This window comes from Niallia circulans NBRC 13626, assembly GCF_001591585.1.
GTDB lineage: Bacteria > Bacillota > Bacilli > Bacillales > Cytobacillaceae > Niallia > Niallia circulans.
Genome location: NZ_BCVE01000001.1, coordinates 59,112 through 75,963, shown reverse-complemented (window position 1 = coordinate 75,963; position 16,852 = coordinate 59,112). Strand labels below are relative to the sequence as shown.

Here is a 16,852-nt window from a genome sequence, read left to right as displayed (position 1 = left end):
ATTATGGAGTAGTCTTCTCTTTTTCACTGGGAATATTATTACAATAGACTTATACATGGAGTCACACAATAAAAGAACAAAAGATGATTGATGGTAATATGTTAAAAATTTGCCTTATTATGGAATTTTTAATAGGAATTAAACGATAAATATTTCATTGGGCAAGGTCAACATTTCGAAGTACTGTTTACTATACAAGGGGATAGAGGAAAAGCATTTTATGGAAAACCAATGGAAGAAGGCTCCTATTAAAATCTAGTTTAGAAAAGATGACAAATTAATTTATACTCGATATTAAGTTTTCATAACCCGTTCCTCCCTTCCCTGTTTTTCATAAAGGAATCTTTTTCTTCTATATCGAAAGAAAGATAATGTCATAAAATTCCTTAATTTAATAAAAAATCCTTACATTCAAATTGAGTTACCATTTGAATGTAAGGGGAAAGTATTAGTTTTTGGTTTTTATAAATTCCGCTTTTATTTCTGCAAGTAATTCTTTATTCGTAAGAATTTCTAAACCTGTAAGGGCCATTGACTTTGCACCTAAAATCATGGCATCTCTACCTTGATCAGACATAGCAGCTTCTCTAAATTCATGAGTATGACAAGCGTATGCCTCATTACAGATTTTTACATAGGGATGAATAGATGGTACCACCTGGCTTACATTGCCCATATCAAGGGATCCTGAACCATCCCGCTGCTCCTGTATTTCAGATGGTTCTACGCCTAAATCTACAAGTTGTTTTGTAAATAAATCAGATAAAGTTTGGTTGGTAATCATATCATCATAGGAGAATTCATAGAAACTAGATTTAACTGTAGCACCTGTTTGCAGGGCAGCTCCCTCTGCACATTGTTTCACTTTTTCTACTAATTTATTTACTTCTTCTCTTTTTCCTGCTCGGACATAAAACTGTGCAACAGCATAGTCAGGGACGATATTTGCCGCTTTTCCACCTTCTGTGATTACACCATGAATACGAGCATCTGACTTTATATGCTGTCTTAGAGCATTGATACTATTAAAGGTCTGTAATACAGCATCTAGTGCATTGATGCCTAAATGTGGGCTTGCTGCTGCATGAGCAGCTTTGCCAAAGAATTCAAATTGGATAGCGTCCATTGCAAGAGAATCGCCGCTCTTCATATAGCTATCTAATGGATGCACCATCATCGCTACATCTAGCTCTTCAAAAATTCCTGCCTCTGCCATTGTTACTTTGCCGCCTTTCGTTTCCTCAGCAGGCGTGCCGTAAACAATCACTTTTCCTCCTGTTTCGCTTAAAACTTTACTAAGACCAATTCCGGCAGCAATTCCCATAGTACCGATCATGTTGTGAATTGATTTTCAAAATTTTTCTGTTCTTTTTTTCTAGTGTATTTAATAGCATATTTTTTCGTTTTGTTACAAAATATTATAAGTGATGTTTCTGTTCTTTTCGCTTTATTTTCGAATTTTTATATATATTGCGTGGTCATTGTGTGGTCATTGTGGTTTTTAATCACTTTGACCACATTTTATTTATAAAACACTGTTACATCTGTTGAGTATTTTTTTAAAATAACACTTTTATCTGCTGGATCCAGTAACTAATACGCTGGCTGATCCTTGCTCTTTAGTCACAGAAAACAAAGAAATTTCTTCAGGTTCTAATAAACCATATAAAGAATCTACTACTATAGTTTCTTCTCCTATTTTAACGCCTTTAATATTATCCTTCTAACCTTCTCCTTTATTATTTAATATCCATATTGTACATGTTTAAATTGCATTTTACATATGTTTTCTATTAAGTTGACTAACTTTTATATATTTACAATTTAATCTAATTTATTTCATAAAAATAAAAAGGATAAAAGTCATGTCTATTTTTGTCGAATATATAGAAAAATCATCTTAGAAGAAATAAGATAAAATAATCAAGGAGGTTATATAATTGGGGTTATTTTCAAAAAAATCAAAAGATGATAAAGAAAAGGTAATAAACAAATTAGATTTAAGGCTTATTTCAGGCGCTTCTCTCATATTGAATAAGAAAAATGCTAGTAATGATCAGTACGTCTGCTTTAGACAACTAGAAAACGGTATTACTAAAGTATATTTATTACTTAATAAAGGTAAAGCAAAAAAGTATTACGTAACTAATGTAGAATGGAACTTTCAAGAAGGACGAAGTGGTGGAAAAATTGCTGGTGGTGCTCTTGTTGGAACCTTAGTAGCTGGACCACTTGGAACCATTGCTGGTGCAGGAATGGGGAGTGGAAAAAAAGATCAATCAGTTGCCCAAGTTACCCTATATAATATTGAAGAAAAAAGAGAATTTACTATAGCTGTTAAATGTACTGTAGATGAATATTCATCACTATCAAGTATGATAATTAAAAAAGAGTTAGAAAACAAACAACAAATTGATGCAGCAAGTGAAATTCGTAAATTCAAAGAATTACTTGATGATGGAATTATTTCAGCAGAAGAATTTGAAGACAAGAAGAAACAACTGTTGGATTTATAAAAAGAAGCCCTTCTCAAACGAGTTGGGCTTTTATTCAAACTCTTTTTACTTGCAAAATATCTATAAACGGAATTTTGATTGTTTCAGTGAATCTTTCTATATGTATGAGTTTTGTATTTCCATCCATTTTAACTACTTTCCCTCGGACTGGATTTTCTCTCTTCCATACAGTTAATCTTAGTTCAGCCTTATCCTCTAATGCTTCTATTAAAGTGTTGGCAATTTCCTCTAATTCAAATTCATCTCGGCTTGGTCTTGATGGCTTTTTAACTTTCTTAGGTTTTACTAACGTCATAATTATGCACCTCTCCTTACTTTCCGTACTGGTCCAACCGATAAAACGTTGCTTATCTTAAAAGTGCGTTGCTGCTTACGAGTAAAGCAATAAGCACTAAAGGACTCTTCATTCATTTTAATAACGTGAATCCTACGTTGGCTGAATTCCCCTTTATTGTTTTGATAAATCATTTCTAAAACCTCTTTACTTTCTGTAGCTCTTTTAAGTAAACCAATCATCAGTTAGACCTCCCTTTTGACATAATTATATACGAACAATTGTTCGAAATCAATATTGAAATCGAACAATTGTTCTGTTATTATTTTTAAAAAAGGAGTGTCTATGATGAATTTTAAAGATATAACTCATGAATCAGATGAAGTAATAGTTGTAGCAAATGGTGGTGACATTTCATTAGATACGAGAGTGTTTAAAAATAAGGATACACACATTATCTATAGTTCCAACGCTTTTCGAGAGCATTTAAGCATCTCCAACCCTTACAGGAGTATTAAAACTTCCGAAATTAATTATGCATTATTTAGAATTATGAAATCTAAGTTCAAAGATGTAGAAATCTTTAAATCGACAAAAGGAATTATTCATATATACAAACAAATGATTTAAAGGAGAACTTGTCATGTTAAAAGACCGGGGTACGAAAAAATGGGTAGCGATGATGCTGCCTGAACATGTAGCAGGAGTAAAAGAAGTTATTGAGAGCCAAAATAAGATTGAACAGCCTGTGCTGGATGAAGACAAATTAAACGATATAGACATACTAATACATGAAGCGATGGAATATAATCAGCTACTAAAATACAGTCTTTATAATAATGGTTACATAGATACTTTAATTGGGCGTACTGTTTACATAGATTATTTAAACAACCAGCTGCGTATCCAAGACGAAAAAGGTTATATACATTACGTATCATTTAAAAAACTTGTGGACGTAGAAAAAGCCTAAACGGAGCAGATATTATGAGTAGACTTAATGATGAAGAAAGAGATATTTTCGAAAACGCTATATACTTTCCAATGCTGTTAACCGTGCTTGACCGTGACTTTAAGGTAGCTGAGACTGCACCGTTTAAACTCAATCAAGTCTATCTAAACTTAATTGAACATACAATGAAAAAAATTCAAAAGGACATGCGTGAAAATAAAACCAAGATGTATAAACGCAAATGGAAGTTAGTAAAAGGTGAAAATGACGGTTATTTTACCGAGTATAATTTTTACTTTGATGGATATAACGAGGTACATAGGTATTTTAATGATAATCTAAGAAACAATACAGAAAACCGACTTAATGATTATTTTTTGCATCGTCATTAATCAATAGGAAAGTTATTTAAGAATATTTCAATTAGAATTTTTAAATCTGAGGTGTCTTGCGTGGATTCATACTGTTCTTTCAGCTGCAATAATATTTTAAAGTCGTTCATTTTATTCCTCCTTTCATACAAGGAGGTTTCTTTATTGCGGAAGTAAATTCCTTATAGTTCAAAAAAAATACAAAATAAAAAACCTACTCGATTGAGTAGGTAATTATTAATGTCCGCCAGTACCGGGGTCTTTAACTTTTAGTATTCCTCCTCCACCGCCTGGATCTTTCATTGTACATCCCTCCTTTGTCTTTAATATTTAATTCGACGCTTATATTATTGTTCCTTTTAAAATTTAAAAATGCCCCACTCAAATGAGCAGGGTAGTGTGAAATGATCATAATTTTTTAGATCCTTTTTGTTTTCGCAATTCCTGCAGTTCTTTTTTTAATGCCAAGACTTCACTCCGCAAGAATAAATTTTCCTTTGCAAGTGACTTGATTGGCTTTAAACGGCCACTATCTTTTAGTTGTGCAAGTCTTTGTCTATTCACATCTAATAACTCTCTTGTTTCTGTAGAGCCGAGAATTTCTGTGGCAAAGAAATCCTCGACCTCTCTTCTTCCTTTCAGATGAAATTCCATTTTCTACTTTCTCCTCATATCCTTAATAATAAAGTAAATTGTCGGTGCTAAAGTAACAGCAACTAAAGATGTTGTAAATATGTTGGTTATTTGTGTTCTAATAACAATAGCTGCTGCACTAGCTATAATCCATGAAGTTATCCAAACTTGTTTTTTTGTCATATTTTATGCTAGAATTTAGTATAATATTGGTAGAAGTTAACCGAGTCGTAACCTCGGCTAACCTCCTAACCTTAATCCTTCTTATTATTATCTCTGTGGGACTGTTGAGCTATCCAAGCTATTGAAACCACATAGAAGATGATTTGAAGGATTTTTATCATATCATCTAGCATTTTTTCACCTCCTCCTTAACTATATTAATTATATCATAACACTATACACTTGTCTACTGTTTTATTAAAAAAATATGGTAAATTTGTAATTTTTTTAAAAACACCCTACTCAATTAAGAGCAGGGTTGTGTGAGATAATCATGCTGTATAACTATTTTATATCCATCTGCATTATTTTATGCAATTTTAATTTGAATTGCTTCGATGCGCTTACTTTGACCTGTTGTTCCAGCAACTGCTCCATTTTTCTTCCATGCTGTCCAACCGTCTTTTTCTACGTGAACTCTATATTGAATATTTAAACCTTTTGCTTTTATTTTAACTGCTTCTAAACGTAAACTCTCTCCGATGGTTCCAATTACTTCTCCATCTGTTCTAAGATTGGTCCAACCAATTTTTTGTACATGTCCTTCCATTTCCAGTTCTGCAGTAGTATTTTCTAATTTAACCGTCAATGCTTCTAATCTCTTGGATTTTCCAGTTGTTCCAGCTGTTTGTCCATCCTTTTTCTTACCTTGCCAACCAATTCCTTGTACATGCGCTTCGTATACGATGGATGGAGATGTTGGTTTCTGTGTAACTGTTTTTGCTGGAGTAGTAGTTATCTTTTTCTTTAGATTAAAAGCTTTGACTAATCCTGCAGCATGACCGCGTGCAATGGCATTTAATACTTCATCTTGTTCCAGTAAGTCAGCATCTGTCTTTGTATCGATAAATAAATTTTCAGAAAGTGCAGCTGACATATTGCTTTCACGTAGTACATGGAAATTAGCAGATTTTGCTCCGCGATCTTTTACCCCATATGGTTTTAATTCTGCCATTACTGCATCGTGAATAGCTGCTTGAATTTTTCCAGTACCGCTTGAAGCGGTTAGAGTATTGTAACGATAATCCTCGTAACCAGTTCCTCCGCCAGCATTAATGTGAATAGAAAGGAAAAAATCTGCTCCCCATGCATTTGCTGCATCTGTGCGTTGTTTTAAGGTAAGTGAGGCATCACCTGTTCTGCTCATTTTCACACTAACTTTTTCGTAATTACCTAGTAACGTTTGGATTTTTTTTGCAATTTTTAATGTTAATTCTTTTTCTTTTAATCCATTTCCTATTGCTCCCGGATCAGTACCACCATGTCCTGCATCAATAAAAATTTTTACCATTTTTCCTTCACACTCCATTTTATTTTCACTAAAAAAAGAGCAGCTAATAGCCACTCTTACTTTGCGTTTGTTAGATTTTTTTCTTTCAGTACTTCTTTTTGTTTCATGCCTTTCTTGGTCACATAGTTATTCTTATACCAAGCTGTTAAGGCAGTCACGATGGTAAATACAATAGAACCGATTAAATATAATGCATCAATAAGACTAGTGATTTGTCCTTCTTCAATCGGTATTACTGGAACCCCCAACACAATTAATGATTGGTTAATAAGCGCAAGTAAAAGAAGCACTAATCTTATGATTGTGCCTTTGTCAAACTTCTTCATTTTTTTACACTCTCCTTATTTAGAAAAATAACTAATTAGCAATTGAACTATAGTGATTAAAGCAGTACTACTTCCTCCAATGGCCAAAACCAACTTCCAGAAATTTTGCTTGTTCATAATTTTTAATTCATGCTTGCGGTCAGAATCTTTTTCTTTAATCCCCACTAACATTTCCATCATCTTGCGGTTGTCACTTCTCAGTGCGTTATTTTCATCAGTGGACCTTAACATGCTGTTGGTGATTTTTTCATTCACTGATGAAAGCTTCTCGTTGATTTGCAAGCGTAATTCGTTCACATCTTTTTCTAGTTTAGTTATCCTTATTTCATGAAACTCAACTTTTTCCTCCATAGTTTTTGGAACCTCCTGTGTAGGCATTTTCCATCCCCCTTTTCTCTCTATACATAGGTTTTCACCCCCTTAAAGATAAATAAAAAAGCCTTACTCGGCTTCTGTCTCTGTGCCTGTAAGTGCTGTGACTACTTTATCCTTAACTTTTGCTTGTAATCCACTAATGTCATTTGCTATTGGTGTATATTCCTCGAATGTTAAAGGTATATATCCATTTAGATTGATTGTTTGGTGCTCATGTGTTGCAAAAAAGTTAACATTAACCCCACTGACTGTTCCTTTGCTGTATGCAATATTTACGCTGGTTACTTCAATTGTAATCATTATTTATTTTCCTCCTTGTTCTCATCGCTATTTTCAAAGACTTCATAAAGATAATCATAGACTTCTGCATCTTTTCCGCTGACTTCTCCGTCATAACCTAATAAGATTTCTTTCACTGTTTTTAAATAACCAGTGGCATCGCCTCCTTCAATGACAAAAAGTTCATCAAATAATTCCTTTTGTTGTTCTTTGAATCCTTTTACATCTTTTACATCAAATGAACCATCTTCTTTTTTATTCGGATTTCCTTCCTCATCTGTGCCTGCGTACTCTTTTAGCAATTCTTGTTCTTCTTCCACAACTTGTTTCCACTTTTCTTGCATAGCTTTAACAAAGCGAGAACGATGTCGAGATTGTTTTCCTTTCAGTGTTAAGTTATATAAAAATTCTACTGCTGCGGGTAAATAAGATACTTTGATTGATATTTTCATGACTTTTCCTCCATAATAAAAAGCTGACCGAATTTTACGATCAGCTTTGCTTTTAATTTTTTTATGCTGCATAAACTGCTTTTTCTAATTCTGTTACTCTACGTTTTAAAGCAAAGTTTTCTACTTCTAATGCTTTATATTTCTTGTCTAACTCTTGAATGGCAAACCATGACAAACTATTCATCATGTACTGTTCTACACCGTCTCCATCTACAACACAGGATGGCGCCTTATAACCTTCACCAATGACCAATCCAATACGAACTCTGTCCTTACCTTGAGAAACTTCCGAACGTAATCGATAATCATAGATTATAGCACTATTAATAATAGCTAGGGCACTATCGGTGTGCGGTCTAATATCCTGTTTGTATTCGGCAAGTGAAGCAGTGGGAAATGAAGATGCACGTACAGGCACATAGCTATCTGTTGTATTTTCTACTGTTGCTCTCACTTCTCCACCGCCAGCAGGCTTAATATAAATATTAGTGCCGCTTGCTCCACTATTTCTCTGAAGTGTGTTAGCAAATATTTGTCTAGCTCTAAAATCAAGATAAGTATCTAAGGTATTTTCCCTCGTAACTCTTAATTCTCCGCTTCCGGCAGGTTTAATATACATATTTCCGCCATCAACACCGCTATTATTTTGAAGAGTGTTTGAGAATACTTGTCTTGCTCTTATATCAACATAATTTTCCGTAGTGTTTGCAGCTGTAAATCTTACTTCACCAGTTGCACTAGGCTTAATATAGATATTCACGCCGCTAAAATCGTTATTGTATTGAATAGTATTAACAAGCGCTTGTCTTGCCCTCATATCACCATCAACGAATAATACATTATCACTATTTCCAGCACGAGTTAATGTGATTCCTTGGGTCGCTTCAATCCTCATGCTCTGTCCCGAGAATATGTGCATACCCAAACCTTGCACACCAGAAGTTAATGTTTCATCAGCGAAAAAGTCAATGAATCTAGCACCATTTTTATCAGATGTTCCCGAATGAATCGCCCTTTGGGTCGTAATCCCTTTATCGGTAAGCATAGTTGCTCTACCACCCGCAGAATCTACCCTTTCCACGCCATTTGATTTTTTGCTAGTAATCCCTACACGAACCACACCATTATAACTATCCATTGTGGATACATACGTAGCAACACTTGACGCACCAAATATTCTATTAAATGAACCTGTTGAAGAGATATTCCCTCCTGTAATCTCTGTTGTATCTCCGCTTGCTGTTGAAATAATCCTAACACCGCTTAATGTTCCTGTTTTGATATTGGAAGCATTCAAGTTAATTACGGAAACTTTCGCGGCATCTAATGTGCCTGCGGTTACTTTTCCAGCATCCAAACTTGTGATATTACCATTTCCTACTTTAAAGGTACCATTTACGGTTGTATTTCCATCTAAAATAAGGTTCTTCCCTTGTATTAGGATACCTTGCGGGTTTAAGTTAATTTGAGTCATTAAGTCATCTTTTGTAACTCTTAGATTGATAGCATCCGATAATTGAGATATTTGTGATACGGTTGCCATATCCTCCGGAGCTGGTGACCAATCGGTAGGTTTATTTCCTTTCTCGACTTTTGCTTCTTTATATCGGACAGTATCACTAGGTGTAGTAGCTGAACTATGTCGAATAGAATACTCTATATGACTAATATCATCCCTATTTTGGATTGTTGCGGTTACAACCGAATAGCCTTCTTGATTGGGTTTTATAATCGAACCTCTATATTGAGTATAAGTTCCATTGGTATACCTAACATGAAGCATTATAGAAGCTTCTTGATTAGTAGGTTTAAGATAGATACGACCAGTCAATGTCATTCCCTTTTCCCAATCCATAACTCTTTCAGGAAAGTAATAATCCCAACCTCCAAATGTAACAGTCTTAAACTCTTTGGATGTGTTTTTAACTAGGTTTCTACCACCTATCTCCAAATTATCAAGATTGGTTTGAACACTAGATATTTTACTTGTTAAACTGTTACTAGTTTGAGTCAACTGACTTTGTGTAGCAAATTTATTATTAGCGTCCGTTGTACTAATCTTTGTATCTACAACAGTAGCTAATTGGGTAACGGTTGATTTATCAGCTTTATTTGAAACCGTAGTTTGAACGCCGCTTAGTGTTTGTGAAATGGAAGAAATATTTCCTTCTGCATTTGTAATTCTTGTAGCAAAGCTACTAGAAGTTTGTTGTAAAGAACTTATATTCCCTTCTGCAGTCCCAACCCTTGTCGTAAAGCCGTTCACCGTCTGTTCTAATGTACTAAATTGTGATACGGTTGCCATATCTTCGGGTGCTGGTGTCCAGTCGGTAGGTTTATTTCCTTTCTCTACTTTTGCTTCTTTATATCGGACAGTATCACTAGGTGTAGAAGAAGAGCTATGTCTAATACCATATTCTATTATATTAATATCTTTATTAGGAACAGTAATCGTTACTGTAGAATATCCCTCTTCTCCTGCTTTTATTATATTTCCTCTATATTGACTATAGGTATTATCTTCATAGCGGACATGAATCATTATCGACGCTTCTTGGCTTGTAGGTTTTAAATAAATCCTACCTGTTAAAAGCATCCCCTTTTCCCAATCCATAACTTTATCTTTAAATATATAATCCCAACTAGAAAAAGTTACGGACTTAAAATCTTTTGACGTATTAGTAACTAAGTTTCTACCACCAATTTCAAGGTTATCTAGATTGGTTTGAACTTGTGAAACCGAAGAAATAATTCCATCTGCTTTAATATCAAGACTAGCTATATTGCTATTAATAGTGTTAATATTTGATTCTGTAGAAGAAACACGATTAGTTATACCATTTATCGATAAATCAATTTGAGACATCTTACTTGTATAAGTGGAGATTTCCAATTTATCGTCTAGCGCATCATCCATTTGTTTTTTTGTGTACACGTCATCTGCTTTAGCCATGAGGGATATCTGTCCAGATATTGCCTTAATGCTACTTTCTGTGTCTGAAACTCGCCCAGTGAGTGTGTCTACACTTGTCTTGGTCGCTCTTAACTCTATTTTTTCATCTAATGCAGTAATGGCTGTTTGCTGTTCCGATACAACTCCATCTAAATTAGATAGCGTTCTAATTGTTGTAGTTAAAGAATTATTAATCGTATCCACATTTTGCTCTATAGTGGTTATTTTCCCACCAGCTGCAATTAAATCCTCACTTATTAAATCCACTTCGGACTCTAACAAACTAGCTTTATTCAACGCGTTCTGTGCATTTTGCTTAGCTGTATTAGCCACATTAACCGCATCAACTGCAATACTATTGACAGCACTTGCCGTATCTAATGCATCTTGTGCTTTATCAAATGAAGTTTGGGCATCTTCAATAGCTTTTTGTGCATTTTCGGTTGCTTCGTTTGCTCTGTTAAAAGCATCCTCTGCTCGTTCTGTTGCTTCTGCTGCCTCTTCTTTCGCGACATTAACATCCATATCTACAATAAGCTGCCATTGTTCTCCATTCCATCGATACGTTTGTGTATACTCTCCATCAATGACCTTAAACCATAAGTCACCTTCTATAAATTCACCGACAGGCTCTATAGGGCCGTAGTAATTTTTATTTTTACCGTTAGCTGCATCAATTATTTTTGTCGCATTATCCCAAATGCCAGAGCGATCATTTAATTTTCGTTCAAGCTTATCGATACGATTATCTAACTCAGCATCATATAAATTGATAAACTGGCCAAGTTCGACTTTTCCGGAATGGTCTGGGTCCGCAACATCATATTCAAAGGATATCACCCTTTCTTCTGCTTCAATTGGTTTGGCAAAAGAACGGTCTATAGCTACTGTAATATCTCCTAAACGAACTTTCTCATGTTCATATCCCGTAAGTTCTTCCATCAGAAAAACATCCATCTCATAATTATCGAGTGGGTGCTTCTGTTCTTGAAGTGCGTTCCAGGTTTCTAATAATAATTGGGCTGGGTCTTCCTGTTCACTTGATTCGAAAATTCCGAATCGATGGCGTAAGGTGCCATCCTTATTAGGACGGCCATAAATATTTAACGCTTCCGGATCACCAACCCATTCTTGTCCCAGCGGTTTGTCAGCAGGATCTCCTTTAGCTTTTTTCCATTCTACGTCTGTAAAAGAGATTTTACGGGAAAAACCGCCAGTAGCATTTCCTTCTTCATCTTCTAATTCTAAAGATGCACCACGGCCATAGAGAGCCGTTTTGGGATAGGATTGCACTTGATGCCGAATGCTTAGGATATCCTTATCCATTTCCCAACGCTTACCTGTGTTTGTTCCTCTCATGGTTAAGATATCAATATATCTACCTACGATTCTATTACCTTGTATTTCCACTCTATCGCGGATTTCTCCGCCCCAGGTATTTACGATATTCTCGATAGCTTCTGTCACACTTATATAATAAAAGTTTGTAGAATTTAATCCAAAGTTATCACTGGTTTGTCCGACTTGCCATCGTACTCCGTTTAATGCTCTAGTAAGCGCATCTCGTAAAGTTGTATTAAATGGTCTTACATCTGTGATAATTTCGTCGTTTAGCTCAAGCATAGCAGGCTCACAAATGGCGTGTATCTCTGGTCCAGATGCTCCATCAATTCGTTCGGGTTCTTTAATTACAAATAGCCTAAATGCTTCGTCTTTATCTATAAAAGCTACTTGGTTTTCAGCAATGATATATTTTGAATCTTCATGTGCTCCGTCTGCCATGAACTCAAATGTTGATCCTTGATTAAGCATTTCCTTAAATGGTGCATCCCAAAACGCACATGCATCTTCTGCTTCATTCGATAAAATAGCAAGCAAATTGTCTGCAGGATCAAATATTAATAAATTGGACATAGGTTTCCTCCTTTCTTAACTTTTAGAAAACCTTATATATGGTAAAATACTCCTATCTTGTATGATAGGAGGTGAAAAAATATGTCTAAATTAGACCCGAAACCGGAGAAAAATAGATTATACACATGGGAAGACTTAAATGATTATCTTCAATTGCATTTCAAAAGCCCGGGAAGCTTTGTACCTACCATTGATGTACGTCAGTATTCTATGACAAAAGAAGAAATTATTTCTGAAGCAGAAACACAAGGTTATAAAGTATCCCAACCTAGAGAACACATTCTAAAATTCGAATAAGTTTTACCCAGTCACTAATTGACGGTTAGTGACTGGGATTTGAAATAAATTGCGATAGAATACTTTCAAGCCTTGTTTTTTCTTTTCTCAGTTCCTTTACTTCTCCCTGTAAACATTCTACTTTACTTTCTAATGACAAATTCAATTGTTCTACCACCGATATTTTCTTTTCTAATTCTTTCATTCTCTTTTCTAACATATCATAACCACCTCGGGGTATAAGTTATAGTTGTGGCAGCCACTCCATCAGGAGTAACCGTCAATTTATTTTCTCCTGGTCTCAAATCAAACCAGTTACTGCTAAAATCTAAACTTGTCATTCTTACAGTATAATTAATCGTGATTTTCCGTTTCTTAAAATCAACCACTAACTTATCACCTGCAACAAATGCCCATATGACTCTAACAAACTTTCCATCTTCGTTTTGAATACGAAACTCACTTGCAGATTCTGTGAATTCAACATTAAAAATAGGAGTACATGAAGCTGTTCCTTCGTTAATAATCGTTGTAGAAGTTACGGTTTTCTCTTGACCATATTTTAATGGATCAGGACAAAGAAAAGGTAGGGTTCCCCTACCTCTAAAAACAATCTCATCCCAATCCGGATTCCCATTCATTAAAGCAAAATAAGTTTTGTCTGGTTCATCAGAAAAAGTAATCGGTGATGGTTCTTTAACATATAAAACACTATTTAAGGCATCTATTATTTTTCTCGTTTGACTTAATCCCCTACTTGGCAACACAAAATCAACAGGTATCTGTCTTTCTATTAATCTTCTCTTTAAAAAATAACTACCTGGGGAATTGGGTTTAGATTGGCCGATAACTTCTTGATGAATAGGACCTCTTCCCCCAACTTGTCTGACTTTAATAGGGAGAATATGTCCATTAAAAGTAATATTAAAACTCAATATGAAACACCCCCATTAAAATTTCTTTTATCTCTTTTTTTGTTATTGCTTTGTTGAGAAGAAATATATTCAATCAATCCTCTGGCTTGATATCCTCCAATATTTATCACAGCTTCAACCTTCTGAGCAATGTTTGATTTAGTATCAGAATTAGAAGAATTATTTACCGTAGCACTTCTAACACGATTTCTTGCAGATAATTGATTATTTAGCCCAATACCGTTAATACCTAAAGCACCTTCTGCAGTAAACTTAGGAATAGATAGCATATTCTTCATCGATTTTTCAACTCTAGATGCATCTGCATCTATTCCGACAGCTACACCCGCAGGAATCCATTTACCAATTTCATCTCTCATAACTCTTGATGGAGAATGTATACCTAGAACGCTAGAAGCCCAATCTGTAATTTTTCCACCAAGTGAGCTAATCTTATCCTTCACCCAACCAAATCCATTTCCTATTCCTTCCACAATGCCAGAGACTATATCTTCACCGATTGAAACCATCTTAGATATGGTACTTGTGATTCCTTCTACTACTTTTCCAGTTACTTCTTTTCCTTTATCCTTTATCTTAGATAGTTGCTTACCTATCGCTTGTGCTAATTTAACAATTAAATCCGCTCCTGCCTTAAGGAGGGTTCCTATAATACTAAGAATCCCTTGTACTAGCATTTTTAAAATCTTAACTCCAGCAGCCAATATTTTTGGTAAGTTTTTAATAATAGCACCTGCTAAAGTGATAATTAGCTTTAGAGCACAAGCAATCAAAGCAGGCAGTAGTTGAATAATCCCATCAACTAGAGCATTTAGAATTTTTATTCCAGCTGCAATAATCTGCGGCAAAGCTTTTATCAAAGCAGTAGCAAGAGTAATAATTAAAGTCAATGCAGTTTCGATTAGCATAGGCAAAATTGACAAAATTCCATCAATCAAAGCCATTAATAATTCAATTCCAGCTGATAGTATTTGCGGTAAATTGTCTAGAAGAGCCGTTGCTAAAGATATAATAATCGTTAGGGCTGCTGTTAGTAATGCAGGTAAGGCAGCAGTCAATCCGCCAATCAGTGCATTCAGAATATCAATCCCGGCTGATAAAATCATTGGCAAATTATCAACCAAAATCCCTAATAAAGAAGTGATAATTAAAATTGCTGTATTGATAACCTCAGGAAGTACAGTTAAAATACCTTCCAGTAAATTAGTAAGAATTGTTATACCAACACTAATGATTGTTGGCAAATATTGAGCGATCGTATCGACTAGTAAAGTCACTAGGGAAATATATGAGTTAATCATAATGGGCAAATATTGAACTATTCCATTTGCTATTGCTGTAATGATTTGGAGACCAACTTGAATAATCATTGGTAGATATGTTGTTATCGCTTCATTAAAAAAATTCATTAATTGCTCTGCGATAGCGACAAGTTTTGGAATACTTTGAGCAATCCCTTCCATCAATTTAACAATTAAATCGGCTCCGATTTTGATAAATTGTGGAATTAAGACTAGTGCCGCATCTAGGATTCCCATAAGCATTTTGCCAATATCTTTTAACGCATTATTTATTCCTTCTGCTGAAAAACCGCCCATTTTAAGGAGTGTAGCAGCAAACGTAATAGCTAAAGAAATTACTAATCCGAGTGGGCCAGTTACTCCAATAAATCCTAAGGCTAATCGACTTAAAAAAGGAACAAGAGTTAATAAAACGTTCGTAATATTTTCAAAAGATAGTTTCAAAGTATTTAAAACTGCTTGGCCGACAGCACTGTTTGCTAGATAATTAAAGAATGTCGAAAGTGCATTTCCAGCAATAGTCATTCCTGTAGCAATTGCACTTACAGCTTTTACACCTATAGATCCTAACCAAGCAAATCCAGCGATAAGTTTATCTGCTGACCAACTACCGAATGCTTGGAGGGATGGCATTATCGAACTTAAGGCGGTTTTTATACCATCTATTGATTTTGAATAAATGTCAGTAATAAAAGTCCACGTTTTCTGAACAGCATTTCTAAATGTTTCGTTTGTCTTATATAGAGATACCAGCATTACCGCTAATCCAGCCAATGCTGCAACTATAGCAATGATTGGATTTGCTGTTATCGTCGTCAACAATCCACCAATAGCAATTCTCAACAAACCAACAGATTTAGCTAATCCCATATAAGTACTAAATATCGCAAGTGCAGTTACTACTCCTAATAGAGCTGGAGATAGTAATTTCAAAACGTTTACCATTCCTCTTAAACCATTTGCAAAAGTTTCACTACCAGTTACACGAGCTACAGCTTTAAAAGCGTTTGTTAGTCCTTTTAAGGCATTGATAATATCGCCTTTTAATACGTCTGCAACGTTGGCCATTATTTTAACAATTGCTGTTCGCATATTACCGAATGAACCAGAGATTGTGTCTCCTGCCGTTTTGGCTAGTCCAGCCATAGCAGCAGTACTTCCTGCAATACCGTCCGTTCCATTCTGGATACCATCAACAAGCATATCGATTGCTTCGTTTGATTCTAGCAAACCTTTAGATGTGTCTTTCTTAATATCAGCTACTGATTGGTTGGTTTGATTAGCGAGCATTTGCCATGCTGGTATCCCAGCATCTACTAATCTATTAATATCATCTGCATAAACCGTCCCAGCTGATTGCATGGAAGCTATTGCGCTTGTAATTTGGTCTATAGATTGAGCACCATCACCAACTCCATAGGCAGCATCTGCGATGGACTTGAAAACAGGTTTTACCTTTTCAGCTTTCATCCCTGCAGCCACCATTTTCTTTGCTCCAAGGGCAACATCATTTAATGCTATTGGTGTACCGTCAATTGCATCTACAAGATCGTTCATGACTAGCTTTGCATCTTCTGCAGACCCTGTAAGGACTGTTAATGATTTAGTTGCAGTATCTATCGTATCTACACGACTAATAGCCCGCCCCATTAAATTCATGGCTCCTGTTATTCCAGTTATTGTTGCTGCCATTTTCAGCATGCTTTTAATTGGACTTTCTACAGTACGATCTAAAGAGGAGAATTCTTGTCTCATGCGACTGATTGAGTTGCTTGCTGCAGT

General features: G+C 35.2%; 16 protein-coding genes and 2 pseudogenes. 5 read left to right on the top strand and 13 right to left on the bottom strand.

Translation table 11 applies throughout. From position 1 onward, the window contains the following. Positions 1-448: 448 nt before the first annotated feature. Positions 449-1,342, bottom strand: a pseudogene (locus BCI01S_RS00505) (peptidase dimerization domain-containing protein); the annotation flags it as partial. 598 nt (positions 1,343-1,940) lie between these two features. Here BCI01S_RS00505 and BCI01S_RS25855 point away from each other — a divergent pair. Next, positions 1,941-2,516 (top strand): SHOCT domain-containing protein, encoded by a 576-nt coding sequence (locus BCI01S_RS25855; protein ID WP_061796102.1) that lies wholly within the window; start codon positions 1,941-1,943, stop codon positions 2,514-2,516. 34 nt (positions 2,517-2,550) lie between these two features. Here the strand turns inward: BCI01S_RS25855 and BCI01S_RS00495 are convergent, their stop codons facing one another. Together BCI01S_RS00495 and BCI01S_RS00490 are read right to left on the bottom strand one after the other, a co-directional pair. Next, a complete protein-coding gene (locus tag BCI01S_RS00495; protein ID WP_061796101.1) occupies positions 2,551-2,811 on the bottom strand; it encodes a YolD-like family protein in 261 nt (86 codons plus the stop codon). A 2-nt stretch (positions 2,812-2,813) separates the two neighbouring features. Continuing rightward, positions 2,814-3,032: a hypothetical protein gene (locus BCI01S_RS00490; protein WP_061796099.1), complete on the bottom strand. Its 219-nt coding sequence runs from the start codon at positions 3,030-3,032 to the stop codon at positions 2,814-2,816. A gap of 106 nt (positions 3,033-3,138) precedes the next feature. Here BCI01S_RS00490 and BCI01S_RS00485 point away from each other — a divergent pair, with 106 nt between their 5' ends. From BCI01S_RS00485 to BCI01S_RS00475, 3 genes are read left to right on the top strand one after another with little or no spacing between them, the layout of a single operon-like run. Beyond that, a complete protein-coding gene (locus tag BCI01S_RS00485; RefSeq protein WP_061796097.1) occupies positions 3,139-3,420 on the top strand; it encodes a DUF1827 family protein in 282 nt (93 codons plus the stop codon). Between the two features lie 13 nt (positions 3,421-3,433). Next, the gene (locus BCI01S_RS00480; RefSeq protein WP_061796094.1) at positions 3,434-3,763 is read left to right on the top strand and encodes a YolD-like family protein; all 330 of its coding nucleotides are present in this window, start codon (positions 3,434-3,436) and stop codon (positions 3,761-3,763) included. Between the two features lie 14 nt (positions 3,764-3,777). Next, a complete protein-coding gene (locus BCI01S_RS00475) occupies positions 3,778-4,134 on the top strand; it encodes a YhjD family protein (protein WP_061796091.1) in 357 nt (118 codons plus the stop codon). A gap of 387 nt (positions 4,135-4,521) precedes the next feature. Here the strand turns inward: BCI01S_RS00475 and BCI01S_RS00470 are convergent, their stop codons facing one another. The 7 genes from BCI01S_RS00470 to BCI01S_RS00440 form a co-directional block, all read right to left on the bottom strand. Beyond that, positions 4,522-4,767 carry a hypothetical protein gene (locus BCI01S_RS00470; RefSeq protein WP_061796089.1) on the bottom strand — a complete coding sequence of 82 codons (246 nt, stop codon included), beginning with the start codon at positions 4,765-4,767 and terminating at the stop codon, positions 4,522-4,524. A gap of 511 nt (positions 4,768-5,278) precedes the next feature. Continuing rightward, positions 5,279-6,259 (bottom strand): N-acetylmuramoyl-L-alanine amidase, encoded by a 981-nt coding sequence (locus BCI01S_RS00465; protein ID WP_061796087.1) that lies wholly within the window; start codon positions 6,257-6,259, stop codon positions 5,279-5,281. A gap of 56 nt (positions 6,260-6,315) precedes the next feature. Beyond that, positions 6,316-6,585, bottom strand: a complete 270-nt coding sequence (locus tag BCI01S_RS00460) for a phage holin (protein ID WP_061796084.1) — start codon at positions 6,583-6,585, stop codon at positions 6,316-6,318. Positions 6,586-6,600: 15 nt separating this feature from the next. Then, positions 6,601-6,963: a hypothetical protein gene (locus BCI01S_RS00455; protein WP_061796082.1), complete on the bottom strand. Its 363-nt coding sequence runs from the start codon at positions 6,961-6,963 to the stop codon at positions 6,601-6,603. A 63-nt stretch (positions 6,964-7,026) separates the two neighbouring features. Next, complete coding sequence (locus BCI01S_RS00450) at positions 7,027-7,260, bottom strand: hypothetical protein (RefSeq protein WP_061796080.1); 234 nt, start codon at positions 7,258-7,260, stop codon at positions 7,027-7,029. After that, positions 7,260-7,691 (bottom strand): hypothetical protein, encoded by a 432-nt coding sequence (locus BCI01S_RS00445; RefSeq protein ID WP_156485373.1) that lies wholly within the window; start codon positions 7,689-7,691, stop codon positions 7,260-7,262. The genes BCI01S_RS00450 and BCI01S_RS00445 overlap by 1 nt, the downstream gene beginning before the upstream one ends. A gap of 61 nt (positions 7,692-7,752) precedes the next feature. After that, positions 7,753-12,558: a gp58-like family protein gene (locus BCI01S_RS00440; RefSeq protein ID WP_061796076.1), complete on the bottom strand. Its 4,806-nt coding sequence runs from the start codon at positions 12,556-12,558 to the stop codon at positions 7,753-7,755. An 81-nt stretch (positions 12,559-12,639) separates the two neighbouring features. Between BCI01S_RS00440 and BCI01S_RS00435 the strand changes: the two genes are divergently transcribed. Continuing rightward, the gene (locus BCI01S_RS00435) at positions 12,640-12,855 is read left to right on the top strand and encodes a hypothetical protein (protein WP_061796074.1); all 216 of its coding nucleotides are present in this window, start codon (positions 12,640-12,642) and stop codon (positions 12,853-12,855) included. Positions 12,856-12,880: 25 nt separating this feature from the next. Here BCI01S_RS00435 and BCI01S_RS25115 read toward each other — a convergent pair whose 3' ends face one another. The 3 genes and pseudogenes from BCI01S_RS25115 to BCI01S_RS26425 all read right to left on the bottom strand — a co-directional run. Beyond that, the gene (locus BCI01S_RS25115; protein WP_156485372.1) at positions 12,881-13,054 is read right to left on the bottom strand and encodes a hypothetical protein; all 174 of its coding nucleotides are present in this window, start codon (positions 13,052-13,054) and stop codon (positions 12,881-12,883) included. 1 nt (position 13,055) lies between these two features. Next, positions 13,056-13,769 (bottom strand): distal tail protein Dit, encoded by a 714-nt coding sequence (locus tag BCI01S_RS00430; protein WP_061796072.1) that lies wholly within the window; start codon positions 13,767-13,769, stop codon positions 13,056-13,058. A gap of 2,264 nt (positions 13,770-16,033) precedes the next feature. Further along, positions 16,034-16,720: pseudogene (locus tag BCI01S_RS26425) on the bottom strand (tape measure protein); the annotation flags it as partial. Positions 16,721-16,852 lie beyond the last annotated feature (132 nt).